This is a genomic window from Dyella kyungheensis (assembly GCF_016905005.1).
GTDB classification, from domain to species: domain Bacteria; phylum Pseudomonadota; class Gammaproteobacteria; order Xanthomonadales; family Rhodanobacteraceae; genus Dyella; species Dyella kyungheensis.
The window spans coordinates 172573-196528 of the sequence record NZ_JADIKC010000007.1; the positions used below are offsets into that span (position 1 = coordinate 172573).

Sequence of the window (23956 nt, forward strand, 5' to 3'; positions counted from 1 at the left end):
AAAGGGGTTTTTCACGCTTTCGGGACTACCGTCTCCACGCGGCTGGGTGTAGAAACGACGCACTTCTCTCGCTGCCGGTTGCACCCGCATGAGTGACGCCACCTATCTGATCCGCCTGGCCGAGGACGATGACGACTTCATCCTCGGCCTGGTGCCCCGCTTCGTGGACTTCAGCTTGCCGCCGTGGCGGCGCCGCCACGAATGCATCGAAGGCATCCGCAAAGACCTCAGCCGCCATCTGGACGAACAACCCGCCAACAGTTTCCTGTTCGTGGCCGAGGACGACGACGGCGAGCCGGTCGGTTTCATCCACCTGCAGAAGACCCAGGACTATTTCACCGGCCGCAGCAATTGCCACATCTCCGACATTGCCGTGGCGCCGCAGCACGAAGGTCGCGGCGTCGGCCGCGTGCTGCTGGAGCACGCCGAGAACTGGGCGCGCGAACATCGTTGCCAGCTGATGACGCTGGCGGTTTTTCCGGGCAACGAGCGCGCCCGCGCCGTGTATGAGAGCGCTGGCTACGCGCTTGACCTGCTGCGCCTGGCCAAACCTGTCCGCTGAGTCGGGAGTCCGTCATGAACGATCCACTGCACACGGTTCGATTTCCCGGCGAAAGCCACGCCTATCGCGTCGCACGCGACCGGCTGTTGCAGGCGGAAATCGAATTGCGGCGCCAGACCGAAGCCACCGCCGCCTTGCGGCGCGCGTTGCCGCTGGGCGGCGCGATTCCCGTGGATTACGAATTCGACGACGAAGGCGACACGCCGCTGACCACTGGCGTCGCGCGCAAGACGCGCCTGTCGGAACTGTTCGCCGACGGCAAGGACACGCTGGTGGTCTACAGCTACATGTTCGGGCCGGCGATGTCTGCGCCGTGCCCGTCGTGCTCGTCGATTCTCGATGCGCTCGATGGCGAGATGCCGCATCTGCGTCAGCGCGCCAACGTGGCCGTGGTGGCCAAATCGCCGATCCAGCGCATCCGCCGTTTCGCGCAGCAACGCGGCTGGCGGCAGCTGCATCTGCTGTCGTCCGAACACACCACGTACAACGCCGATTACCAGGGCGAAACCGCCGAGGGTCGGCAGATGCCGGCGCTCAACGTGTTTCTCAAACGCGACGGGCAGATCCATCACACCTGGTGCAGCGAGCTGATGTTCGTGCCGCCGGAAGCCGGGCAGGATCCGCGTCACGTCGACCCGATCTGGCCGCTGTGGAACCTGCTCGATTGCCTGCCCGAAGGGCGTGGCGGCGATTGGCGGCCCAGCCTGACCTACGACAAGTGAGCCGCGGCTAAGGCAACGGCAAGGCCATCTGGCGAAACATCGACGCGGTGTCGCGCACACCCCAGCGCCGCTCGATATGGCCTTCCTTCACCACGAACCATTCCATCGCCTGAACTTCGTAGTCCTTGCCGGTGACCGGGCCGTCGCGGAACGATTGCACCGAACGGCCGCGCTCGGTGTAACGCACCACCACGGTGTCGCCTTCGGCCACCACGGCGTCCACTTCGAGACTCAACTGGAAGCAGCGCATCAGCTGTTCCCACATCGGACGCGCCGTGTCGAGGCCACCCCAGCCCAGCGCGCCGTAGATCAGGGCGTCGGACGCAAACATCGCGCACACGGCATCGAGATCGCCGCGATTGAACGCGTCGACGTAGGTCATCACTACGCGCTTGTTCTGCTCGGACATGCCTGCCTTGAGCCGGGGGACGGTATCGCCGACGGCAACCAGCCGCCGTCCGGGCGGAGCATATCGCCGGGGCATGCGTGGACAGTGTGAGGGCGGACCCTTGCGCGGGTCGCCATGGGCAACAAACCGGCCGCAACGCCTTGCGCGTTGCGGAACAGCGTCACGGCACCGTGCGGTGCCGTGACGCCGGGAACATCAGTTCAGAGCGGGAGCGCCCGCTTCAGCCTGCTCACGCTGGCTGAGGCGCTGCGACACGCGGTCGATGTTGCTCAGCGACAGCAGGTGCGCATAGATCCAGCCGAACACGCCCTCACGCAGGAATTCGTGCGTGGTCTTCTCGTCGAGCGCACGCAGGCGCTCTTCGTTCACCACGAACAGGCCGTTGAGGTTGATGGACTTGCCATCCTTCTCCAGGCGGATGTTGCGCGGCTCGAGCAGGTTGTGCTTGCGCAGCTGCTCCATGAACCAATGCGTGCGCGACACGTGCTGCTGGAATTCGCCGAGGAAACGCACGGCGTTGTTCAGCATCTCGGTCTCGCTGCCGTCGTCCTTGAACAGGGCTTCGCCCTCGGCCGTGCTGAAGCCTTCATAGGCTTCGTCGAGGAACACGGTGAAATCGTCGCCTTCGGTGCCGGCCGGCTTCTCGGCCAGCACGAACGGATAGCGGCGGATGAAGGCCGGGATGTAGGCGTTCGCTTCCCAGGTGCCGTTGGCGTCGATGAACAGGTTCTCGTTCTCGCGCAGGCCCAGCAGGGCCATCGGACCGGCGTCTTCGACAGTGAGGCCACCAAACAAGATCGGCAGATCGCGCGCAGCGGCGGGGAATTCCACGCCGGTCAGCGGCACCGAATGCACAGCGCCCGCGAACTTGAGGTTCGGGATCGGCTTGATGCGCAGGTCTTTGTGTTGGGTGCGGTTGAGCGGAACAGGACGCTCGTAGAAAAGAACTTCAGCCACGTTGACTACCTCATCCCCAGCCGCGCCGGGGTAGCCACCCAGGCTCCCCCTCCCAAACCCGGCCTCGGGTCTACTGATGAACAGACACTATATCAGCGCCGGGACCGAACCGAGAACACCCGACAAATCTGGTTCTTCCCTGCTCGGACAACCGTTTGCGTGTGTTCTGTCATGGATTTGGTCTATCCTCGGGCTGTCAAAAAGCATCTTTGCTGCACCCGCACGTTCATTCCCCTGGGTTGAAGGACGGTTTTGCATGCTGATGGAAGTACCTAGCCGCGTTGTCGACCTTCATTCGACCCGCGTGCTGTCGCTGGACGCCGCCGGCCGAATTCTTGACTGGATCAGCTGGCAGGAGGCGGTTTGCCTCTATGTTCGCGACGCCGTGGCATGGACGCTGGGCGACCCCTGCATCACCGTCCACGGCGGCCAGAATCGCCTGAGCGGCCTGCAGAGCACGCTGGACCTGCACCCCATCATCGCCAGCACCGGGCACTGCCGGGACCACGCGATCGATCCCTCGCCGGCACTCACCAACACGGCGCTGTTCGCCCGCGACCGCTACCTGTGCATGTATTGCGGCGAACGCTTCAGCCGCGGCGAGCTGACCCGCGACCACGTGCTGCCGATTTCCAAGCACGGCAAGGACACCTGGGAAAACGTGGTCAGCGCCTGCCTGCACTGCAACCTGCGCAAGAGCAACCGCACGCCGCAGCAGGCCAATATGCCGCTGCTGGCCGTGCCCTACCGCCCCAGCTGGGTGGAGCACCTGATCCTGTCCAACCGCAACATCCTGGCCGACCAGATGGAATTCCTGGTCAACCACCTGCCGCGCGACCGCCGCGAGCATATGGTTTGAAAGCCGGATCGGACTCCGGCTGATACCTCAGCGTCATTCCCGCGCAGGCCGCAATCCGGTAGCGAGTGCGCTGGATTTTCGCGAGTGCCCACATGTACGGGCCTCGCGAAAACCTACCACCGGGGCCACCGGATTCCGGCCTGCGCCGGAATGACGGTGAAGGGAACCCGATGGCCCCGGGAACTTGAACCGCTTCTAAGGCGTTTCGGCCTCGTCGCCGAACGGGTTGTCCTCGTCCTCGATGCGCTGCAATTCGTTGCGCGCATCCTCGGCCAGCTGGCAGTAACGGCGGCGGATCCGCTCCAGGATCACCTCGTCCAGTTCCTCCAGGTTGAGCAGGGCGTTGTGCGCCTGTGAACTGCGGATCAATTCGTCCAGCTTGATCTGCACGGCCACCGAATCCCGGTTCTGGGTGTTCTGGATCAGGAATACCATCAGAAAAGTCACGATGGTGGTGCCGGTATTGATGACCAGTTGCCAGGTATCGCCGAAGTGGAACATCGGCCCGGTGACGGCCCAGGCCACCACCACCAATACCGCCAGGACGAAGGTCGTCGGGCGACCGGAATAGCGGGCGACGGCTCCGGCGAACCGCTGGAAAGCCTTGCTCATGCTCATGGGACCGTCCTGGCTGAATGACTGCGCCGCAGCCTCGTCCTTGCCGTGTCAGCGCCGTGTGGAGGGCCGGCCCGCAAGTTTTCACCTCACCGCCCTTGCCCCGCCTCCCCGCTGGGCCAACAATACGCGGATGAACGACCTGTCCCGCTACCCCCATCTGGCGCCCATCGCGACCCCGGCCGACTTGCGCAAGGTGTCCGATGAAGACCTGCCCGCCGTCGCCGATGAATTGCGTCAGTACCTGATCGAAGCCGTGGCCAGTTCCGGCGGCCATTTCGGCGCCGGCCTGGGCGTGGTGGAACTGACCGTGGCCCTGCACCACGTGTTCGACACGCCGCACGATCGACTGGTGTGGGATGTCGGGCACCAGTGCTATCCGCACAAGATCCTCACCGGCCGTCGCGACCGCATCACCACGATCAAGAAGAAGGACGGCCTCGCACCGTTTCCGCGTCGCGAGGAAAGCGAGTACGACACCTTCGGCGTGGGCCACTCGTCCACCTCGATCTCGGCCGCGCTCGGCATGGCCATTGCCGCGCAGCGCAAGGGCGACCATCGCAAGGTCGTGGCCGTGATCGGCGACGGCGCGATGACCGCCGGCATGGCATTCGAAGCGCTCAACCACGGCGGCGACGTGGAACCGGACATGCTGGTGGTGTTCAACGACAACGGCATGTCGATCAGCGAGAACGTGGGCGCGCTGACCAAGATGGCGGCGCGCGCGATGTCCAGCCGCCGCTTGAACGCGCTGCGCGAGCGGGCCAAGCGTGCGATCCCGAAGCAGTCGTTCTTCGGCCGCTTCTTCAAGCGCTGGGAAGAGCACGCCAAGGGCATGTTCGTGCCCAGCACGCTGTTCGAGGAACTGGGCTTCCATTACACCGGCCCGATCGACGGCCACAATATTCCGCAGCTGCTGACCGCGCTGCGCACGGTGAAGAACCTGCCCGGCCCACAGCTGCTGCACGTCATCACCACCAAGGGCAAGGGTTACGCGCCCGCCGAGCAGGCGCAGATCGAATACCACGCGGTGGGTCCGTTCGATCCGCAGGCGGGCCTGGTGAAGAAGGCCGGCCCGTCCAAGCCCACCTATACCGACATCTTCAGCGACTGGCTGTGCGACCAGGCCGCCGCCGACGAGCGCCTGCTGGGCATCACCCCCGCGATGCGCGAAGGCTCGGGCCTGGTGCGTTTCTCCAAGGAATATCCGCAGCGCTATTTCGACGTGGCGATTGCCGAGCAGCACGCGGTGACGCTGGCAGCCGGCATGGCCTGCGAAGGCGCCAAGCCGGTGGTGGCGATCTACTCCACCTTCCTGCAGCGCGCGTTCGACCAGGCGATCCACGACGTGTCGATCCAGAACCTGGACGTGACCTTCGCCATCGACCGCGCCGGCGTGGTCGGCCCGGACGGCGCCACCCACTCGGGCAGTTTCGACCTGAGCTTTCTGCGCTGCCTGCCGAACATGGTGGTCATGGCGCCGGCCGACGAAAACGAATGCCGCATGATGCTCAGCACCGGCTTCGACTATCACGGTCCGGCAGCGATCCGGTACCCGCGCGGTACCGGCCCCGGCGTGCCGCTGCAGCAGGAACTGGAAACGCTGCCGATCGGCAAGGCGGAACTGCGCCGTCGCGGTCACGGGCTGGCCCTGCTCAGCTTCGGCGCGATGCTGGCGCCGGCGACGGAAATCGCCGCGGAAATGGACGCCACCCTGGTCAACATGCGTTTCGTGAAGCCGCTGGACGAGGCGATGATCCTCGAGCTGGCGCGTACCCACGATGCGTTCGTGACGCTGGAAGACAACGCCGTCGCCGGTGGCGCGGGCAGCGGCGTGGCCGAATGCCTGGCCGCGCACGGCATCGTCAAGCCGATCCTGCACCTGGGCCTGCCGGACAAATACCTCGAGCACGGCAGCCGCGAGGAAGTGCTGACCATGGCCGGCCTCGACCTGCCAAGCATCCGTCATGCGATCCGTGCGCGCTTCCCGCAAGTGGGTTCGCGCAGCCAGATCACCGCCTGAGCGAACGATGCAGGCTTACCGAAAACGCCGCGCATGTCGCGGCGTTTTTTGTTTGGACGTCCATACCGCCGCAGCGGTCTTTTGTGGGAGCGCACCCTGTGCGCGACCGGCCAGAGCGTGAGCTAACGTACTGGCCAGTCACGCACAGGGTGCGCTCCTACACAGGTTCATGCCAGACGCCGCCGCTGACGCGATCGCGCTGCTCGAGATCTTGTTCAGTGAACACGTCGCTGTAGCCGGCACCCTCGAGAATCGCACGCACGGCCGGCCCCTGGTTCCATCCGTGCTCCATCAACAGCGCGCCACCCGGCACGAGATGATCGCGCGACTGCGCCACGATGCGGCGGATATCGTCCAGGCCATCGGCGCCGGAGGCCAAGGCGGTGGCGGGTTCGAAACGCAGGTCGCCCTGCCCCAGATGCACGTCGTCCGCTTCGATATAGGGCGGATTGGTCACGACCAGGTCGAAGTGTTCGCCAGCCAGCGGCGCGAGCCAGTCGCCCTGCGCGAAGCGCACGTTGCGGATGCCGTGCTTGGCGGCATTGCGCTGCGCCACGGCGAGGGCATCGGCACTCGCATCGGTAGCTACCACGCGCGCCGTCGGACACTCGCGCGCGATGGCCAGGGCAATCGCACCGCTGCCGGTGCCCAGGTCGACCACGCGCGCCGCCGCATCCATGCGCGACAACGCAAGCTCCACCAGCAACTCGGTTTCCGGACGCGGGATCAGCGTGGCCGAGGTGACTTCCAGGTTCAGCGTCCAGAAGCCGCGGTGGCCAGTGATATAGGCCACCGGCTCGCCCTCTCCCCGACGCTGCACCAGCGCTGCGAAGGCCGCCAGCTGCGTTTCGTCGAGGCGGTCGTCGGCATGCGCGATCACCCAGCTGCGCGGCTTGTCCAGCACATGCAGGAGCAGCAGCTCGGCTTCCAGGCGGTCGCCGAGCGTGCGCGTGGCATCGGCGATGACGTCGCGTACTTCAGTCACGGGTGGCGTACTCGGCCGGCCGCGTGGATCGACGCCATGGTCATCGCTGCATCCTGGTGTGGGGAACGCACAGTGTAGAGCCAATGCGCCCGGCGTCAGCCCGGCGCCGGCGCCAGATAGCCATGCACCGCCTGGATCACCACCGAGCCCTCGCCCACGCTCGATGCCACACGCTTGACCGAGCCGGAACGCACGTCGCCCACGGCGAAGATGCCAGGTTTGGTGGTCGCGTAAGGCGATTCGAGCAAATGTCCCTGCGCACAACGGCCGGTGAGCACGAAGCCCTTGTTGTCGAGCGCGAGGCAATCCTTCAGCCAGTCGGTGTTGGGTTCGGCGCCGATCATCACGAACACGTTGCTGACTGGCCGCGTAGTCACCTCGCCGGTCTCGCGCTGTCGCCAGCTCACCTGCTTCAGGCGCCCATCCCCTTCCAGATTGACGATCTCGCTATGCGTGTGCAGCGTGATCGACGAGGACAGCTGGATGCGCCGCACCAGGTAATCGGACATGGTCGCGGCCAGGCCGGAAGAGCGCACCAGCACATGCACGTGCGAGGCGATGCGCGAGAGGAACACCGCGGCCTGTCCGGCGGAATTGCCGCCGCCGACCACCACCACTTCCTCGTTCTTGCACAGCTGTCCTTCCATCGCGGTGCAGGCGTAGTGGATGCCGGCGCCCTCGAACAGTTCGTAGCCGGGCACGTCCAGCTTGCGATAGCGCGCACCGGTGGCCACGATCACCACGCGCGCCTGGATGGTCTGGCCATCGTCCAGCCGCATGCGGAACGGATGTACCGAACAGTCCAACGCCGAGGCCTGTCGCGAGATGGCCAACCGTGCGCCGAACTTCTGCGCCTGCGCCTGCGCGCGACCGGCCAGGGCCTGCCCGGAAATGCCGGTGGGAAAGCCCAGATAGTTTTCGATCTTCGACGACGTACCGGCCTGCCCGCCCGGCGCCACGCCCTCCACCACGATGGTGGTGAGACCTTCCGAGGCGGCGTACACGGCAGCGGCCAGCCCTGCAGGACCGGCGCCGGCCACGGCCACGTCGTAGACGAAGTCCGGATCGATCACTTCGGTGAGACCGAGTTCATCGGCCAGTTCCGAGGTGCTCGGATTCTGCAGGAAGCAACGTTCGGGGCAGATCACCACCGGCAATTGATCGGGGTGAAGCTGGAAGCATTCGATGAAGCCTTCCGCGTCGGCATCCACTTCGGTGTCGATCAATCGATGCGGGTAACCGTTGCGCACCAGGAAACGCTCGAGCCGCAAGGTGTCGCCGCTATGACCGGGGCCGACCAGCACCACGCCGCCGAAACCGGCGCGGATCAGGCCGACGCGCCGCAGGATGAAGGCGCGCATGATGATCTCGCTGATGTCCGCTTCCGCGGCCACCATGCGGCGGAAATCCGCCGAGCGCACTCGCAGCACGCGGCTGTCCATCGCCACGCGCGCCGAGGCCATCACGGCGCGATGGTTGAACATGTTCATTTCGCCGCTGAACTGGCGCGCGGCGTACATGGTGAAGACGTTCGACTGGCCGTGCTTGTCGATGTCGAAGACCTCCACCAGGCCATCGAGCACGAGGAAAAAGTCGACGCCGCGCTGACCGCGTTCGAACAACATCGTGCCCGTAGGCACGAGTTCCTCCTGGCCGTAGCTGGCGATGCGCCGGACCATCGACGGGTCCAGGCGCGGAAACATCTGCTCCTTGCGGTTCATCGGATCGGTCGGGTCGTAGACGACCTCAGGTGCTGGCGACTGCTCGGACATGCAAGACACCTCGTCATGGGGACGGCCCGGTGGCGAGCCAGGCGCGTCCTTTCAGGTCATGTCAGCGCGTTTGGCAGACTCTGCGCTGCGCTGCTGCATGCATCGTGCGCCGCAACGGTGTCGGTCGCAAGTCATTGCGACGACGCCTGCATGGCGACGGTGATCGACTTGACGAGACGTTCACGAAACCAGCGATGGGCCCGGTCGTTGTCCTTGGAATCATGCCAGTAGGCGAGGATGGGAATCGCCTTGATGCGCACCGGCAACGGCTGTAATGCGATGGGCAGCAAGGGCGCCAGGTGATCGGCGTAGGCCTTGGGCACGGTGAGCAGCAGGTCGCTGGCGGCGACGATCTGGCAGGCAGAGAAGTAATGCTGCGCCACCATGCGCACTTCGCGGAACATGCCGTTCTGGCCCATCAAGGCATCGAGCGCGCTCGACTCGCCCAGCGGGGAGACGGTGACGTGCTGCGCGTCGAGATAATCCGCGCGACGCAGTTGCCGCGACAGCGGATGGTCGCGCCGCATCACCACCACCAGCGTCTCATCCAGCAGGCGTCGATGCGAGATGCGTTCGCCGGCCCGCAGCGGACGATCCACCGCCAGATCCAGCGCGCCGGTGGAAAGTTCGCGCTCCACCTCGTCCGCCGCCACGCGACGGCTCACCACGCGCACGCCGGGCGCATCGCGACCGATGCTGGCCATCAGTCCCGGCAAAGCGATCGATTCGAGGATGTCGCGGAAGCCGATGACGAACTCCATCTGCAGGCGCGACGGATCGAAACTCGGCTGGGCATGCGTGCTGGCCAGCAACCCCTTCAGATGCCCCTGCACCGCCGGCATCATCGCGCGCACCTTGTCGGTGGGCAGGAGGCGGTTGCCTTGGCGCACGAACAGCGGGTCGCCCAGCTGGTCGCGCAGGCGGCGCAAGGCATGCGTCACCGCCGGCTGGGTCAGGTGCAGCACGCGCGCCGCCGCGCTGACCCCGCCCTGGGTATAGATCGCATCGAGCACGCGGAACAGGTTGAGGTCGATACGACTGTCGCGTTCCATCATCCACGCCCATTCATGTGGCTAATGCCAACCCATAAAGTATATTCATTTCAATAATTGGCGGTCCGGGGCGTACGCTCCCCGGGAGTTGAGGAGAACCGCCATGGATTTCGCCCCCTCCGAGCGCACCCACGCGCTCACCGAGCGCCTCGCACGTTTCATGCGCGATGAGGTGATTCCGGCCGAGCCCGTCTATGCCGCGCAACTCGTCGGTGGCGCGGACCATCGGCAATGGCGCCAGCCGCCGGTGATGGAACAGCTCAAGGCACGTGCCCGCGATGCCGGCCTGTGGAACCTGTTCCTGCCCGGTCTCGACGGCGGTCCCGGCCTAAGCAATGTGGAGTACGCGTCGCTCGCCGAGCTCATGGGGCACTCCTTCATCGCGCCCGAGGCGTTCAACTGCAACGCGCCGGACACCGGCAACATGGAAGTGCTGCATCGCTACGGTTCGGAAGAACAAAAGCGGCAGTGGCTGGAACCGCTGCTGCGCGGCGAGATCCGTTCGGGCTTCGCGATGACCGAACCGGACGTCGCCTCTTCCGATGCCACCAACATGCGCGCCACGGCCACGGTGGAGGGCGACGAGATCGTCCTGAACGGCCGCAAGTGGTGGACCACCGGCCTGGGCCACCCGCATTGCCGCTTCGTGATCTTCATGGGCCTGAGCGACGCGCAGGCCGAGCCGCATCGCCGCCACAGCATGGTGGTCTGTCCGCTGGATGCCGCAGGCGTGCAGATCGAACGCATGCTGCCGGTATTCCACGACTACGACGAGCCCTCGGGCCACGGCGAACTTCATTTCGCCAACGTGCGCCTGCCGCTTTCCCATGTGATCCTCGGCGCCGGCCGCGGCTTCGAGATCGCCCAGGGACGGCTGGGGCCGGGTCGCGTGCACCATTGCATGCGGGCGATCGGCACCGCCGAACGCGCGTTGTCGCTGCTGTGCAAACGTGCGCAATCGCGCGTGGCGTTCGGCCAGCCGTTGCTCAAGCTGGGCGGCAACGCCGACATCATCGCGAACCTGCGCATGGCGATCGAACAGGCGCGACTGCTCACGCTCAAGACCGCCTGGACGCTGGACACGCGAGGCAGCAAGGCGGCGCTCAGCCTGATCTCGCAGATCAAGGTGGTGGTACCGATGGTCGCGCAGCAGGCCGCCGATGCGGCGATCCAGATCCACGGCGGCGCCGGCCTGACCGACGATTTCCCGCTGGCGCAGCTCTATGCCTATGCCCGGGTGCTGCGCCTCGCCGATGGTCCGGACGAAGTGCATCGCGCCGTCGTCGCCAAACTCGAAGCGAAGGCCCAGCTCGCCGTGGAGAATCGAGCATGACCGCGCCCGCTGACCAGGCCAGGGAGGTGCGCGAGGAAGACGCGTTCGATATCGCTCGCGTCGACGCCTTTCTGAAGCAGCATATCGAAGGGCTGCAGGGTGCGCCGACGGTAAGGCAGTTTCCCGGCGGCGCCTCGAATCTCACCTACTTGCTGAGCTATCCGCAGCGAGACCTCGTGCTGCGTCGCCCGCCGCGCGGCGCAAAGGCCAAGTCCGCCCACGACATGCTGCGCGAAGCACGCGTCATGACCGCGCTCAAGGCGAGCTACCCGTACGTGCCGGCGATCCTCGCGCGTTGCGACGACGACCGCGTGATCGGCCAGGACTTCTACGTGATGGAACGCCTGCGGGGAACCATCCTGCGTCGCGATCTTCCGGCCGGACTCGGACTCGATCGCGACGGCGTGCGAACATTGTGCCTCGGCTTCATCGATCGGCTGATCGAGCTGCACCACGTCGACGCCGCCCAACCGGGCTTGAGCGAATTCGGCCGAGGCGAAGGCTATATCGCGCGGCAGGTGGCGGGCTGGAGCGAGCGCTGGCGGCAGTCGGCAACGGAAGGCTCCGATCCGTGCGAGGACATCATCGCCTGGCTGCAATCGCAGCAACCCAGGCACGACAACGCCAGCTGCGTGATCCACAACGACTTCCGCTTCGACAACGTGGTGCTTGCCGCCGACCACCCGCTCGATATCGTCGGCGTGCTGGATTGGGAGCTGGCTACGGTGGGCGATCCGTTGATGGATCTGGGCAGCTCGCTGGCTTACTGGGTGCAGGCCGATGACGACCCGATCTTCCAGTCGTTCCGCCGCCAGCCCACGCATGAAGCCGGCATGCTCACGCGTCACCAGGTCGTCGCGTACTACGGCGAACGCACCGGCATGGATGTCTCGCGCTGGCGCTTCTACGAGATCTTCGGACTGTTCCGCCTGATGGTGATCATCCAGCAGATCTACCGTCGCTATGCACTGGGACAAACCACCAATCCGCAATTCGCCGGCTTCGGCGACGCTGCCCGCTATATGGGCTCGCGCTGCCGTCGGCTGATGGCCGGCCTGGACTGACGCATGCGGGAACTGCTGCTGATACGGCACGGCCAGGCGAGTTTCCATGCCGAGGACTACGACCGGTTGTCGCCGCTGGGCGTGCAACAGTCGTCCCTGCTCGGTGCATGGCTCGCCGAATGCGGGCAGAAGCCCGACCTGGTGGCGATGGGACCGCGTGCCCGCCATCGCCAGACGGCGCTGCCTTGTCTTGAGGCTGCGGGCGTCGTCGCATCGCCGATCACCCTGCCCGGCCTGGACGAAGTCGATCACCTGGAATTGCTGGCACGGCTGCGTCCCGACCTGGCTGCGCCCGGCGCGTTGCGCGCCGCGATGACGCAGGAGTCCGATCCGTATCGATCGTTCCAGCAGCTGTTTGTCGACGCCATCGGGCGCTGGACCAGCGGCGAGCACGACGCCGACTACAGCCGCCCTTGGAACCGCTTTCGCAGCGATGTGCTCGATGCACTCAACCAGCTGAGCGAGTCGTCCGCCAACACCCTCTGGGCGTTCACCTCGGGCGGTCCCATCACCGTGATGGTGGCGGCGCTGCTGCAGGTGCCGGAGACGAAGACTTTCGATCTCAGCTGGTCGCTCGTGAACACGGGAGTGACAAAGCTTCGACTAGGCTCCCGCAGCACCAGCTTGGTGACGTACAACACGTGGCCGCACCTGGAGCGGACGCGTGACGAGCAACTCGTGACCTTGCGATGAGTCGCCGTTGCACCCGATAGCACCGTCCCAACTACGCGATGGAAACTTGACTTCATGACCACACCGAGCACGTTTGACCTCACCGGCAAGATCGCCATCGTCACCGGTGCCAGCCGCGGCATCGGCGCCGAGATCGCGAAACTGCTCGCATCCCACGGTGCGCACGTGATCGTGTCCAGCCGCAAGCAGGCGGACTGCCAGGCCGTGGTCGACGGCATCGTCGCCGAGGGCGGTTCGGCCGAGGCGTTCGCCTGTCATATCGGCGAGATGGCGCAGATCGAGGCACTGTATGCACACGTGCAGCAAGCCCACGGCCGCCTGCATATCCTGATCAACAACGCCGCCACGAATCCGTACTTCGGACCCATTCTCGACACCGACCCTTCGGTGTTCCAGAAAACCGTGGACGTGAACATCCGCGGCTACTTCTACATGTCCACCCATGGCGCGCGCCTGATGGCAACGAACGGCGGCGGCTCGATCGTCAACGTGGCCTCGGTGAATGGCGTAGTGCCGGGTTTCCAGCAAGGCATCTATTCGATCACCAAGGCAGCGGTGATCTCGATGACCAAGGCCTTCGCCGTGGAATGCGCCGAACAAGGCGTGCGCTGCAATGCCCTGCTGCCGGGGCTTACCGACACCAAGTTCGCCTCGGTGCTGGTGAACACGCCGGCCATCCTCAAGCAGGCGCTGGCGCACGTGCCGATGCGCCGCGTGGCGCAGCCATCGGAAATGGCCGGTGCGGCGCTTTATCTCGCGTCCGATGCGGCCTCCTACACCACCGGCGCCATGCTGAACGTCGATGGCGGCTACCTCAGTGTCTGATACCAAGGAACACGCCATGACATCTCCTCTTCCCGCACGTGCCGCTGGCAAACGCGCCTTGGTCACCGGCGCCGCCGGCGGTCTTGGTGCCGCCTCCGCGCGCATGCTGGCGCGGCACGGCGCCAAGGTCTTCCTGACCGATATCGATGCGCAGAGCGTTGCCGCGGTCGCCGCCCAGATCAACCAGGAATGCGGCGGCACGGTGGCATGGTCGGCAACGCAGGACGTGCGCGACGAGGCCACCTGGGAACGCACGCTCGCGGACGCCGCCAAAGCCATGGGCGGTCTCTCGGTGTTGGTGAACAACGCGGGCATCGGTTCGCTCGGCGGCGTCGAGCGCATCGAACTGAAGGAATGGCACCGCGTGATGGGCGTCAACCTGGACAGCATCATGCTGGGCTGCAAGCACGCCATGCCGTATCTGCGCGATGCGCAGCCGGCCTCGATCGTGAATATCTCCTCGCTGGCGGCATTCAAGATCGATCCCGACTACACCGCCTACAACACCTCCAAGGCCGCCGTGGCCGCGCTGACCAAATCGGTGGCGATGGATTGCACGCGGCAGAAGATCGACGTGCGCTGCAACTCGATCCATCCCGCCTTCATCCGCACGGGCATCGTGCAGCCGTTCTTCGACAAGCTGGGCGAGGAGGAAGCCACCAGTAAACTGGTGCGCGGCATTCCCATGCACCGGCTCGGCGAACCGGACGATGTGGCCTATGCCGTGCTTTATCTCGCATCCGATGAAAGCCGCTATGTGACCGCGGCGGAACTCGTCATCGATGGCGGCGCTCGCGCCGTCTGACCGGAGGACATCCATGAGCTTCACGAATCGCCAACTGCTGTTGAAGACACGCCCCGAAGGCCTGGTGGGCCTGGACAACTTCGACCTGCGCGAAACACCCACCGCCGAACTCGCCGACGGCCAGGCACTCGTTCGCGTGCTCTATCTTTCGATGGACCCCACCAATCGCGTGTGGATGAGCGACGTCCCGCAATACATGCCGCCGGTCGCCATCGGCGAAGTAATGCGCAGTCTCGGCATTGGCCGCGTGGTCGCGTCCAGGTCCAAACACTACGCCGTGGGCGACCTGGTGCAAGGCCTGGTGGGATGGCAGGACTATGCCCTGCTCGACGAAAACAAGACGGGCTACTGGGTGAAGCTGCCGCCCAAGCCGCCGGTGGCGCTGCCCACGCTGCTGGGCGCCTGCGGCTTCAGCGGCATCACGGCGTACTACGGCCTGGCTGAAATCGCGCCCGTGCAAGCGGGCGAAACGCTGGTGGTCTCCGCCGCGGCAGGCTCGGTGGGCTCGATTGCCGGACAGATCGGCAAGCTGCGCGGCGCACGCGTGGTGGGCATTGCCGGCGGTGCCGAGAAATGCCGTCACCTGGTCGAGGACCTGGGCTTCGATGTCGCGGTCGACTACAAGGCCGACGATTTCAAGCAGAAGCTTGCCGAAGCGACCCCCGACGGCGTGCATGTCGACTTCGAAAACGTCGGCGGTGCGGTGATGCGCGCGGTGTTGTCGCGCATGGTCAATGGCGGACGCGTGGCCTTGTGTGGACTCATCGCCAACTACGCGGGCGGCGCACGCGCCACGGACGACTACAGTGTGATCATCGTCAAGCGCCTCACCGTGCGCGGCTTCCTCGCGTTCGACTACAAGGATCAGGCCAAAGCGGTGCAGGACCTGGTCGGCTGGGTGGTGAGCGGCAAGATCAAGGCGGGCGAAACGGTGGCCGATGGCCTGGAGAACGCGCCGCTGGTGCTCAACCGGCTGTTCGATGGAAGTCACACGGGGAAGTTGGTGTTGAAAGTGAGTGACGACTGAGGCCTGCCGTGTCGCGCACAGGGTGCGCTCCCACAAATGCGCGCTGACACTGTGGGAGCGCACCGTGTGCGCGACAGGTTTGAAGAAGGCGCCGCGCTAAAACGCGGCGCCTTCTTTCACTCCGCCACGTCCGGAACCACCGGCGGTTCCACCACCTTGGGCTTGCGCGCCCGCCAGTAGCCGCCATGGCTCCACGCCTCGAAGCCCCAGCGCAGCCAGCCGATCAGCGCGTTGGCCAACCACAGCGCCCACAGCAGCATGGCGATCTTGTAGACCCACAGCGACACGCTGAATACGCCCGCTTGCGGCAGCGCGTTGTCGGTCTGGTCGGCAAACCAGTTGAGTTGCCACGCGGTGGAGTCGTAGCCGGCGACGTGCATGTCGGGCAAGCCGAGCAGCCCCTTCGGCACGGCGGAGATCAGCACGGCGATCGCCACCAGCGTCACCGCAGCCAGCGCCGCTTGGGTCAGGTTGAAACCGATGCCATAGCGTTCGGGCAGCACAAACCGCGCGCGCCATCCCAGCAGGATCAGCCACACCACCACCAACGCATACGCGCCCCAGGCGAAGGCGGAAAAGCCCAGGCCCAGCAGCAGCCATGCGTGGAAGCGCAGCGGCGTGGGCGCATAGCGTGCCAGCAACCAGGCCGCCAGCAGCAACACCAGCAGCTGCGACCAATACAGCACGGCCGGGCCCACGCTGGGTCCCCACGTCCACAGCACCCAGCGACTTTCCGGCAGTGCATGGCGAAGCTGGATGTTCGCGGCCGGCGCATTCAAGCTGAACTCCGGCGTGCGTACAGCGAAGGAAACACCCTCGGGCTCGCGCAGACGCAGCGTGTAGACGTGCGTGCCCGGCAGCAGCGGCAGGCTGATCTTGTCGTCGCGTATGGCCAGGCTCAACGGCGCCTCGTCGCGTTTCGCCTCCAGCAGTTCGGCCCCTTTGGGCAAGCCGATGACGTGCTCGCCGCCGCGCGTGCTGCGTGCCTTGAGCGTCAGCAGGGTTTCGGTGGTGCGATCGCCGGCGTGGCTATCCACCTCCACCTGATCGAAGGCGAGACTGTCGCCCGCCGCCGCCTTCGGTTGCGTCACGGCGACGTGCAGGCTTTCGCCGGGCAAGGGCTGGTAACGAAGACCCTGCTCGTCCTGGCTGGACGGCAAGCCCTTGGCTTCGAGATGCCACATGGGCGAGGACTGCAATACCCAGGTTTCCGCACGCTCGCCGAGGCCCGGCGCGGTCAAGGCGAGTGCGTCGCTGCGCTCCAGCCGGCTGTTCCAGCTCTTGCTGGCTTCGCTGGCGTTGAAGGTGATGCCGATGCGTCCATCGTGCACGCGCGCATCGTCGCCCAGCGGATGCTCGCCGGGCAGCAGCGGCAGATCCAGACTGAAGCCGCCTTCGCTGGGTGCGATGCGCTCCACCACGTTGCGCACCGTCCACTCGTTACCCAGCACCAGGATGCGGGTGAGCTTCACGTACGGAGGAAACGCCTGCGTGGCGCCCGCCGGGGTCGTCCCGTCCACCGCGGCGCGCACCCGGTTGAAGGTGAGGCTATCGCCGAGCAGCCGGCCATCGGCCATGCCGTCGGCTTTCCAGCCGTTGCCGCTGAACACGACATGCTGCGGCCGCAGCGGAAAATGCAGCGTGCCGACGTCCGTGGCGGCGGCGCCATAACGCAGCGATACGCGATGCACGCCGCGGTCGAGTTTCACCAGCAAGCCGTCCGCATTGCGCATCAGCGTCGCGTCCTTGCCATCGACACTTACGCTCTGGATCAACAGCGAGGGGCCACCCAACGGCAGTGGCACGGCGATGCTGGCACCCGCGTGCATCTCCATATCCACCATCACCTGATCGCCATTCGCCTGGAACGCGGCCTGCGCCACGGCCGCGCAATCGGGCGCACAGGTGGGCACTTCGGTGAGGCGACTGCGCAGTTGGGTCAGCATGGCCTCATTCGGTGTCGTCTGCGCATGCACGCCGTGCGGCAACAACGCGAGCAGCAGCAACGCCGTGGCACCGCCGTGCATGCGCCAGCTACGCCACGAGCCTTGGAGCGTCGGCAAAAGGCGTGCGGCAAGCTTGCCCAGCATCACCAGCAGCAAGGCCAGCATGACCACGCGCAGCAGTCGAACCAGCCACGCTGGCGCAATCACCAACCGCGTCGTCTGCTCGGCCGTGATCGGACCCGACCAGCCAAGGCGGTAGTTGTTGCCGACGTCCCAGTCAGGCGTACCCTGCCCTGCCTGGATGACACTACGGCTATCCGGCTCCTGGCCGACGTTGATGGCGGTGCCGGTCACCGTGATCGCTTCAAGCGAACCTGTGGCCCGGGCTTTTTGCGCGACTTTAGGCGCGTAGTCCGCCCGCGAGCCCGCCATCATGTCTGCAGCGGGCGCAGGCGGGGGCGGTAGCGCGGGCGCTGCCATCGGCACCTGGGCAGGGGCAATCGCATTCGTAGATGCTTCTTCCACCATGTTCACGACTTGCGGCGGCGCGACCTCGCGAGCCTCGGACGAAATGCTGCTGAACATACGTCCCTGTTCCAGTTGCGGATGCAAGGCGTACTCCATCTGCGATGCCGCGAACGGCAGGCTCCACAGCACGGCAAGCACCAGCACTGCCACGGCGCCGATACGCGACGCCAGGCGCAGCTTTCCATCCGGCAGTGCACGCATCAGCAGCGCCAGCGCAAACGCCAGCGCGAGCGTCCAACGAGGAGCGCCTTGCTCATGCTGCGCCAGCGCGAGAAAGCCCAGCGCCAGCAGCGCCCACGGCCAGCCCAGCATGCGGCCGGCAAGCAAGGCGATCAGCGCCACCACGAACAGGTCGAGCAGGCTCCACTGCGCGATCCACGAATCGGGCGAACGGTCGGCGCCGGCGGCACCGATCAGGCGATAACCGTACGGCAGATGCAGTGTCGTATCGATGCTTTCCAGCGGAAGCATCCAGCCGCCGCTCGGCGCATTGCCGCGCTCCGGCAGCCGCAGGCCGGCAGTGAGCTGGAGTTTCGCATCGCGCAATTCGACGCCACGGCGCCCGTGGCCGTTCTCGGTAACCAAGAGCGGGCGGTCCGGCTGCGAAGCGTTTTGCAACTGCCATGGCGCGGCCACGTCGAGTCGTTGGCTACGCCGCAAGGTGCCGGTCAAAAAATCGGCTGCGGTGAAACCCTTCCCCTCGAAGTCCATCCACAGTTGCCGATGCAAGGCGAGCTGATCGCCCTGCCCGCCTTCGCCGTTGCGCGTGCCTTGTTCGATGGCGAGGCCATGATCCGCGTCCAGCGCGTAGGCGGGAAAATCCGCCCACTCGGCAGGCACGTCGGCCTGACCAGCGTCCACCGGCTGCCCGTCGACGCGCGTGCTGCGTAGCGACGGCTCATCGGCATAGCTCCAGATCTCCTGCGCGGGCCACGGCGCTCCGGGCGGGGTCAGCTTGATCTGTTTGGGCACCTCGGTGCCGCGTGCACCCAGGTTGATGGTCCACTGGCCGGGACGCAGCTGCACGCGCAGGCGGCCGTCGCTTTCCAGCCGTGCCGGCAGGCCGCCGTCGATGAACGTGGCGACGAACCCCGGGGGCAGCACCGGTCCCAGCACTTGCTCGCGCGAACTGCCGGTGACGTTGAACTGCAGTTGCGTCTGCAGATCGGACGGCAGGCCATCGTGCAGTCGGCGGAAGACACGCACGGACAGCGCATCGGCCGCGCGTTGCGCCTCCGCGGCTTCGCCCAGGGTGAGCTGCGCATCATTGCGTTCGATGCGCGCCACCGGACTGCCGTCGAGCGTCAGCGAGACCAGGCCAATCGAGGCCGGCACCTGCAAACGCGCCGGACGGTTGTCCCAGGGCAGCGTGCCGTGCAGCGCGTAGTCGCCGGGTTCCAGCTGCAACGACGGCACGCCCTCGTGATCGAGCACGATCATCGGCTTGCCGTTCGCGCTCACCTGTTGCGGCCAGTTGCGTGCATCGCCGGGCAGCGCGATCCAGCTGCGTCCATCGACATGGACGTCCAGACCGAAGCGGGCGCCGTCCTTGCCCGCATCCAGCGTGAGCCTTCCGGGCCACGCGCACTCGTGCTGCAGCGTGGTCCCACCTACCGAACTCAGCACCGGACACGCGTGCTCGGGCACGTCGTGCAAGACCCAATCCTGCCAATCCTTCAGCGGTGGCGGCACGTTCTGCGCCATGGCCGGCGCAACCAGCAACACGAGCGGGCACAACCATTCCCACGGACGACGCATGTCTTTCTCCCTGACGACGCTGGGTGAGCCAGCCCAGTGTAGGTGCCGGCAGAAGGCGACGGAAAGCGCCTTCGTCATCTCTAACGGGGCGGATGCGCAAAAAGGGTTGAGCGCCCGCAAAAAAAACCGGGCGGCTTGCGCCGCCCGGTGGGGACCACTGCCTGCGACCGTTGAATCAGCGCAGGATCGACCTGGCATCCTGCTTTTGCGCCAGCACATGGCAGAGCACGGTCGATTCGGTGGTCTGCGCCAGGCCACGCTCGGCGCCGGTGACCTGCTTCACGCGGTCCTTGAAGAACGCCTGCAGGCGATCGGCTTCGTCCTGCGAGCAACCGCCGCCGCCGACCAGGTCGGGCAGCTTGCCGCCGGCGAAGCTGCCGGTGCGTTCCACGATCCTGTCGTAGTTGCTGGTGGTCCACTGCCACGACGCATCGCGCTCGGCACGCGTGTCGCGGCCGCCGTCGAGCAGCATGGCCATCTCGCCCACCTTCACCTTCTTGTCGAGGGCGAAGTTGCGCACCTGCACGGCCAGTGCCGGATCGCTGACTTCGCTCAAACCCGCCAGCATGGCATTGCGGAAGGCCGGGTCGCTGGTCTGCGGGATTTCGGCAATCAACGCATCGACCGCGCTCTTGCCGCGCTCCTGCACGGCCACGGCCAATGCCGTGCCGAGCAGATCGCGGTCGCCGGTGGCCAGGTCGAGGCGACCGTCGGGCTTGCGCTTGAGCGCGGCGTCGCCCTGCTTGAGCAGTTCGGCGCGCACCTCCGGCACCTTCACCACCAGCGCCAGTTCATCGGCCAGGGTGGCGCGCAGCAGCGAGTCGCCGTCGGCTTCATTGGCCTTGCGCTGGTAACCCAGTGCCTTGAGGCGCGGCAGGTACGCGCTGGTAGCCCACGCATCGAGCTTGGCGCGCTCGGCGTCGGTCTGCGCCAGGTTGCGATGAATCCAGTTGAAGCTGGTCAACGGCGCGGTGGCCACTTCGCGCGTCTTGGACGCGGTCAACGGCTTGAGCGCGGCCAGTACGTCGCCGGCATCGAGGTCGCCATGCTTGAAGCTCGCATACACGGCATCGGCGTAGGCGAGCTGTTCGGCATCGTCGAGCTTGTCGATCTGCTTGCCCAGCGTGGCCAGGTCCTTCTTCGCCATGGCGAAGCGGTAGTAGCCGGTGGCGTTGGCGTTGGGCAACACCCAGGTGTTCTTGCTCGCGCCTTCCAGCACCATCGAACCGGTGGCCTGGTCGAACAGTTCGCAACTGACCTTGCTGCCGCTGGCGGTGCCGTAGCGCACGCACATCGGCACACCCCATACCTGCTTGTCGTTGCCCTTGCTGCCCACCGGCAGGTACCGGCTCTGGCTGAGCTTGAGCACGGTCTTGCCGCCTTCCTGCGCCAGCTCGGTCTGCACGTACGGCACGCCCGGCTGGTTGAGGAAGCTCTTGAACGCCTGCTTGAAGTTGTCGCCCTTGTCGGCGGCCTTGGCCACGGAGCCGATCAGATCGTCGGCGGTGGCATTGCCGTACTTGTGATCCTGGATATACGCGCGCATGCCCTGCTGGAACGCCGATTCGCCGACGTAACCCTCGAACATGCCCAGCACCACCGCACCCTTGCGGTAGGTGATGGAATCGAACGCCGTCTCGATGTCGCCATTGCCGCTGATCGGCTGGCGGATCTTGCGCGTGGTGACCAGGCTGTCGTCGTTCATGGCGCCCTGCGCACCGCGCACGCGATCGAGATCGGCGCGGTATTCCGGATGCACCTTCTGCGTCACCTTCTGCTGCATCCAGGTGGCGAACGCTTCGTTGAGCCACAGGTCGTCCCACCAGGCCAGCGTCACGGTGTCGCCCGTCCACTGGTGTGCCAGTTCATGCGCGGTGACGTTGAACGAACCGCGCACATAGGTGGCCGGGGAATCCGGATCGATCAGCAGCAGCCAGTCGCGGAAGGTGACCAGACCCGCGTTTTCCATCGCGCCCGCGGAAAAATCCGGCGCGGCCAGCAGGTCGAGCTTGTCCCACGGATAGCCGAAGCCGTAGTAATCCTCCAGCGTGTGGATGATCGTCGGCGTTTCGCTGAGCACATGCTGGAGGCGATGGCCTTCGCCCTTGGCCGCCACGCCGCGCAGTTCCAGCGCGTTAGTGCGGTACTGGTCGGGCGAAATATCCGGACCCTTCACCACATCCCACGGGCCCACGCCGAAGGCGACGAGATAGGTCGGCAGCGGCTTGGTGGTGGAGAAGGTGAGCTTCTTCCAGCCATCGCCGGCCTTCTCTTCCTTCAACTGCTTGGTGTTGGCCACGGCTACTTCATCGTTGGGGATGGTCAGGCGGATATCAAACGGCGTCTTGAAGCCCGGTTCGTCGAAGCCCGGGAATGCGTAGCGCGCGCTGATCGGTTCCATCTGCGTCATCGCGTACGGCTGGCCTTCGTGGCTCACCTTGTACAAGCCCTGCAGCTGTTGGTTGAGCGGCGCGGTGTAGTTGATCGCCAGCGTCAGCTCCTGCGGCTTGAGCGTGCTGCCGAAATCGATGCGCACCACGCCTTCCTGCGGCGCCACGTCCACGTACTTGGCCGCATGCGACTTGCCCGCGGCATCGGTCACGGTGACCTTGCTCACCTTCAGTTCGCGACCATGAATCCACAGGTGGTCGGAAGCCTGGGTCAGCTTCAGCTTGATCACCGTGCTGCCGGAAAAATCCTGCTGGCGCGGGTCGACCTTGAAGTCGAGCTGGTAGGACTCCGGCTGTGCCCAGCCGGGCAGGCGGCCGTGCGGCTGGTCATCGACGGCGGCGGCGAGGGCGGTGCCGCAACAGGCGGCCAGGGCGGTGAGAACGAGTGGACGGACGAAACGGCGCATGCGCGAAAGGCTCCCCTTGGTAAGGCAAACCCCGAAGCTAGGTGCTGCCGTGACTTTGGACACAGTGCCAAAAGGCATGCCGGCGGGAGCTGCCCGCCGCTTTCGGAGTTCGCCCACAGTGCCCGGGCCTCCCCGATCCCCATGCATTGTCTTGACCGATGAAAGACCTCATTATGATAGACATCAGCTATTGGAAAAATGAGCGATTCCGCCCATGAACCTGCGCGACCTGCACTACCTCGTGGCCCTCGCCGAACATCGCCATTTCGGTCGTGCGGCCGAGGCCAGCTTCGTCAGCCAACCCACCCTCTCCACCCAGATCAAGAAACTTGAGGACGAACTGGGCGTGGCGCTGGTGGAGCGCACGCCGCGCAAAGTGTTGTTGACGGAGACCGGCCGTGAGATCGCCCGTCGCGCACGCGGCGTGCTGTCGGAGATCGACGAGATCAAGGCGATTGCGCAGCGCACCCGCGATCCGGAATCGGGCACCCTGCGGCTGGGCATTTTTCCCACCCTGGGCCCGTACCTGCTGCCGCACCTGGTGCCGCTGGTGCGCAAGCATTTTCCGCGGCTCGAACTGCTGCTGGTGGAAGAGAAGACCGAGCAGGTCATCCGCATGCTGCGCGAGGGCTCGCTCGACGCCGGCATCCTCGCACTGCCGCTGCACGAGGAAAGCCTGCACACGCAATTCCTGTTTGAAGAACCGTTCGTGCTCGCCGTGCCCGAGAATCATCCGCTGGGCCAGAAGCACAAGCGCCTGAAGCTGGACGACCTGGAAGACGAGAGCCTGCTGCTGCTCGAAGACGGCCACTGCATGCGCGACCAGGCGCTGGAGGTGTGCCAGCTCGCCGGTGCCGGCGAACGCTCGGGTTTCCGCGCCACCAGCCTGGAAACCTTGCGGCAGATGGTGGCCGCGAATGTGGGCATCACGTTGTTGCCCACGCTCGCGATCAAGCCGCCGGTGTCGCGCACCGACAACGTGCGCCTGCTGGAATTCGCCGGCCATCCGCCCAGTCGCCGCATTGCGCTGGCGTGGCGCAAGAGTTCGTCGATGGGCCTGTTCCTCAAGCGCTTCTCGGAAGTGATCAGCGATCTGCCGCCCGGCCTGCTGCAACCGGGCATCACGGAGAGCAAGCCCACGCGCCAGGCCACTCGCTGAGGTGT

General features: G+C 65.8%; 19 protein-coding genes. 11 read left to right on the forward strand and 8 right to left on the reverse strand.

The annotated features are described in order from the left end of the window. Nucleotides 1-88 precede the first annotated feature (88 nt). A complete protein-coding gene (locus ISP20_RS15445; protein WP_204637009.1) occupies nucleotides 89-562 on the forward strand; it encodes a GNAT family N-acetyltransferase in 474 nt (157 codons plus the stop codon). 14 nt (nucleotides 563-576) lie between these two features. Then, entirely contained in the window at nucleotides 577-1284 is a 708-nt protein-coding gene (locus ISP20_RS15450; protein WP_204637010.1) for a DUF899 family protein, read from the forward strand. Nucleotides 1285-1291: 7 nt separating this feature from the next. Here ISP20_RS15450 and ISP20_RS15455 read toward each other — a convergent pair whose 3' ends face one another. Next, nucleotides 1292-1693, reverse strand: a complete 402-nt coding sequence (locus tag ISP20_RS15455) for an ester cyclase (RefSeq protein WP_204637011.1) — start codon at nucleotides 1691-1693, stop codon at nucleotides 1292-1294. Nucleotides 1694-1888: 195 nt separating this feature from the next. Further along, a complete protein-coding gene (locus tag ISP20_RS15460; RefSeq protein ID WP_204637012.1) occupies nucleotides 1889-2650 on the reverse strand; it encodes a SapC family protein in 762 nt (253 codons plus the stop codon). Between the two features lie 256 nt (nucleotides 2651-2906). On the opposite strand from ISP20_RS15460, the gene ISP20_RS15465 reads away from it, so the two are divergent. Next, nucleotides 2907-3509 carry an HNH endonuclease gene (locus ISP20_RS15465; RefSeq protein ID WP_204637013.1) on the forward strand — a complete coding sequence of 201 codons (603 nt, stop codon included), beginning with the start codon at nucleotides 2907-2909 and terminating at the stop codon, nucleotides 3507-3509. A gap of 195 nt (nucleotides 3510-3704) precedes the next feature. On the opposite strand, the gene ISP20_RS15470 is transcribed toward ISP20_RS15465, so the two are convergent. Beyond that, nucleotides 3705-4127, reverse strand: a complete 423-nt coding sequence (locus ISP20_RS15470) for a low affinity iron permease family protein (RefSeq protein ID WP_204637014.1) — start codon at nucleotides 4125-4127, stop codon at nucleotides 3705-3707. A 130-nt stretch (nucleotides 4128-4257) separates the two neighbouring features. Here ISP20_RS15470 and dxs point away from each other — a divergent pair, with 130 nt between their 5' ends. Then, nucleotides 4258-6147, forward strand: coding sequence for a 1-deoxy-D-xylulose-5-phosphate synthase (gene dxs, locus ISP20_RS15475; RefSeq protein ID WP_204637015.1), 1890 nt, complete (start codon nucleotides 4258-4260; stop codon nucleotides 6145-6147). A 157-nt stretch (nucleotides 6148-6304) separates the two neighbouring features. Here the strand turns inward: dxs and prmC are convergent, their stop codons facing one another. From prmC to ISP20_RS15490, 3 genes are all read right to left on the reverse strand, one after another. Then, nucleotides 6305-7132, reverse strand: a complete 828-nt coding sequence (gene prmC / locus ISP20_RS15480; protein ID WP_204637016.1) for a peptide chain release factor N(5)-glutamine methyltransferase — start codon at nucleotides 7130-7132, stop codon at nucleotides 6305-6307. Nucleotides 7133-7227: 95 nt separating this feature from the next. Continuing rightward, nucleotides 7228-8904, reverse strand: coding sequence for an FAD-dependent oxidoreductase (locus tag ISP20_RS15485; RefSeq protein WP_204637017.1), 1677 nt, complete (start codon nucleotides 8902-8904; stop codon nucleotides 7228-7230). Nucleotides 8905-9035: 131 nt separating this feature from the next. Next, nucleotides 9036-9959, reverse strand: coding sequence for a LysR family transcriptional regulator (locus ISP20_RS15490; protein WP_204637018.1), 924 nt, complete (start codon nucleotides 9957-9959; stop codon nucleotides 9036-9038). 100 nt (nucleotides 9960-10059) lie between these two features. Here ISP20_RS15490 and ISP20_RS15495 point away from each other — a divergent pair, with 100 nt between their 5' ends. Genes ISP20_RS15495 through ISP20_RS15520 form a run of 6 tightly spaced genes read left to right on the forward strand, consistent with a single transcriptional unit; the run spans nucleotide 10060 to nucleotide 15703 of the window. Continuing rightward, entirely contained in the window at nucleotides 10060-11289 is a 1230-nt protein-coding gene (locus ISP20_RS15495) for an acyl-CoA dehydrogenase family protein (RefSeq protein WP_204637019.1), read from the forward strand. After that, on the forward strand, nucleotides 11286-12353 hold the full coding sequence (locus ISP20_RS15500) for a phosphotransferase family protein (protein WP_204637020.1): 1068 nt from the start codon (nucleotides 11286-11288) through the stop codon (nucleotides 12351-12353). Before ISP20_RS15495 ends, ISP20_RS15500 begins: the two co-directional genes overlap by 4 nt. A 3-nt stretch (nucleotides 12354-12356) precedes the next feature. Further along, the gene (locus ISP20_RS15505; RefSeq protein WP_204637021.1) at nucleotides 12357-13046 is read left to right on the forward strand and encodes a histidine phosphatase family protein; all 690 of its coding nucleotides are present in this window, start codon (nucleotides 12357-12359) and stop codon (nucleotides 13044-13046) included. Nucleotides 13047-13100: 54 nt separating this feature from the next. Further along, entirely contained in the window at nucleotides 13101-13871 is a 771-nt protein-coding gene (locus ISP20_RS15510; protein ID WP_204637022.1) for an SDR family oxidoreductase, read from the forward strand. Between the two features lie 16 nt (nucleotides 13872-13887). Beyond that, a complete protein-coding gene (locus ISP20_RS15515) occupies nucleotides 13888-14676 on the forward strand; it encodes an SDR family oxidoreductase (protein WP_204637023.1) in 789 nt (262 codons plus the stop codon). 13 nt (nucleotides 14677-14689) lie between these two features. Next, on the forward strand, nucleotides 14690-15703 hold the full coding sequence (locus ISP20_RS15520) for an NADP-dependent oxidoreductase (RefSeq protein WP_204637024.1): 1014 nt from the start codon (nucleotides 14690-14692) through the stop codon (nucleotides 15701-15703). A 116-nt stretch (nucleotides 15704-15819) separates the two neighbouring features. Here ISP20_RS15520 and ISP20_RS15525 read toward each other — a convergent pair whose 3' ends face one another. Together ISP20_RS15525 and ISP20_RS15530 are read right to left on the reverse strand one after the other, a co-directional pair. Further along, entirely contained in the window at nucleotides 15820-19935 is a 4116-nt protein-coding gene (locus tag ISP20_RS15525; protein ID WP_204637025.1) for a hypothetical protein, read from the reverse strand. A gap of 175 nt (nucleotides 19936-20110) precedes the next feature. Continuing rightward, complete coding sequence (locus tag ISP20_RS15530) at nucleotides 20111-22792, reverse strand: M1 family metallopeptidase (RefSeq protein ID WP_204637026.1); 2682 nt, start codon at nucleotides 22790-22792, stop codon at nucleotides 20111-20113. A gap of 214 nt (nucleotides 22793-23006) precedes the next feature. Between ISP20_RS15530 and ISP20_RS15535 the strand changes: the two genes are divergently transcribed. Further along, a complete protein-coding gene (locus ISP20_RS15535; RefSeq protein ID WP_204637027.1) occupies nucleotides 23007-23951 on the forward strand; it encodes a LysR substrate-binding domain-containing protein in 945 nt (314 codons plus the stop codon). The last annotated feature ends 5 nt before the right edge of the window (nucleotides 23952-23956 follow it).

Excerpts from the sequence above, each read along its gene's own strand:
- ISP20_RS15445 (WP_204637009.1), top strand. The coding sequence starts at position 89 with ATGAGTGACGCCACCTATCTGATCCGCCTGGCCGAGGACGATGACGAC.
- ISP20_RS15450 (WP_204637010.1), top strand. The coding sequence starts at position 577 with ATGAACGATCCACTGCACACGGTTCGATTTCCCGGCGAAAGCCACGCC.
- ISP20_RS15455 (WP_204637011.1), bottom strand. The coding sequence starts at position 1,693 with ATGTCCGAGCAGAACAAGCGCGTAGTGATGACCTACGTCGACGCGTTC.
- ISP20_RS15465 (WP_204637013.1), top strand. The coding sequence starts at position 2,907 with ATGCTGATGGAAGTACCTAGCCGCGTTGTCGACCTTCATTCGACCCGC.
- ISP20_RS15470 (WP_204637014.1), bottom strand. The coding sequence starts at position 4,127 with ATGAGCATGAGCAAGGCTTTCCAGCGGTTCGCCGGAGCCGTCGCCCGC.
- dxs (WP_204637015.1), top strand. The coding sequence starts at position 4,258 with ATGAACGACCTGTCCCGCTACCCCCATCTGGCGCCCATCGCGACCCCG.
- ISP20_RS15485 (WP_204637017.1), bottom strand. The coding sequence starts at position 8,904 with ATGTCCGAGCAGTCGCCAGCACCTGAGGTCGTCTACGACCCGACCGAT.
- ISP20_RS15490 (WP_204637018.1), bottom strand. The coding sequence starts at position 9,959 with ATGATGGAACGCGACAGTCGTATCGACCTCAACCTGTTCCGCGTGCTC.
- ISP20_RS15495 (WP_204637019.1), top strand. The coding sequence starts at position 10,060 with ATGGATTTCGCCCCCTCCGAGCGCACCCACGCGCTCACCGAGCGCCTC.
- ISP20_RS15500 (WP_204637020.1), top strand. The coding sequence starts at position 11,286 with ATGACCGCGCCCGCTGACCAGGCCAGGGAGGTGCGCGAGGAAGACGCG.
- ISP20_RS15505 (WP_204637021.1), top strand. The coding sequence starts at position 12,357 with ATGCGGGAACTGCTGCTGATACGGCACGGCCAGGCGAGTTTCCATGCC.
- ISP20_RS15510 (WP_204637022.1), top strand. The coding sequence starts at position 13,101 with ATGACCACACCGAGCACGTTTGACCTCACCGGCAAGATCGCCATCGTC.
- ISP20_RS15515 (WP_204637023.1), top strand. The coding sequence starts at position 13,888 with ATGACATCTCCTCTTCCCGCACGTGCCGCTGGCAAACGCGCCTTGGTC.
- ISP20_RS15520 (WP_204637024.1), top strand. The coding sequence starts at position 14,690 with ATGAGCTTCACGAATCGCCAACTGCTGTTGAAGACACGCCCCGAAGGC.
- ISP20_RS15525 (WP_204637025.1), bottom strand. The coding sequence starts at position 19,935 with ATGCGTCGTCCGTGGGAATGGTTGTGCCCGCTCGTGTTGCTGGTTGCG.
- ISP20_RS15530 (WP_204637026.1), bottom strand. The coding sequence starts at position 22,792 with ATGCGCCGTTTCGTCCGTCCACTCGTTCTCACCGCCCTGGCCGCCTGT.
- ISP20_RS15535 (WP_204637027.1), top strand. The coding sequence starts at position 23,007 with ATGAACCTGCGCGACCTGCACTACCTCGTGGCCCTCGCCGAACATCGC.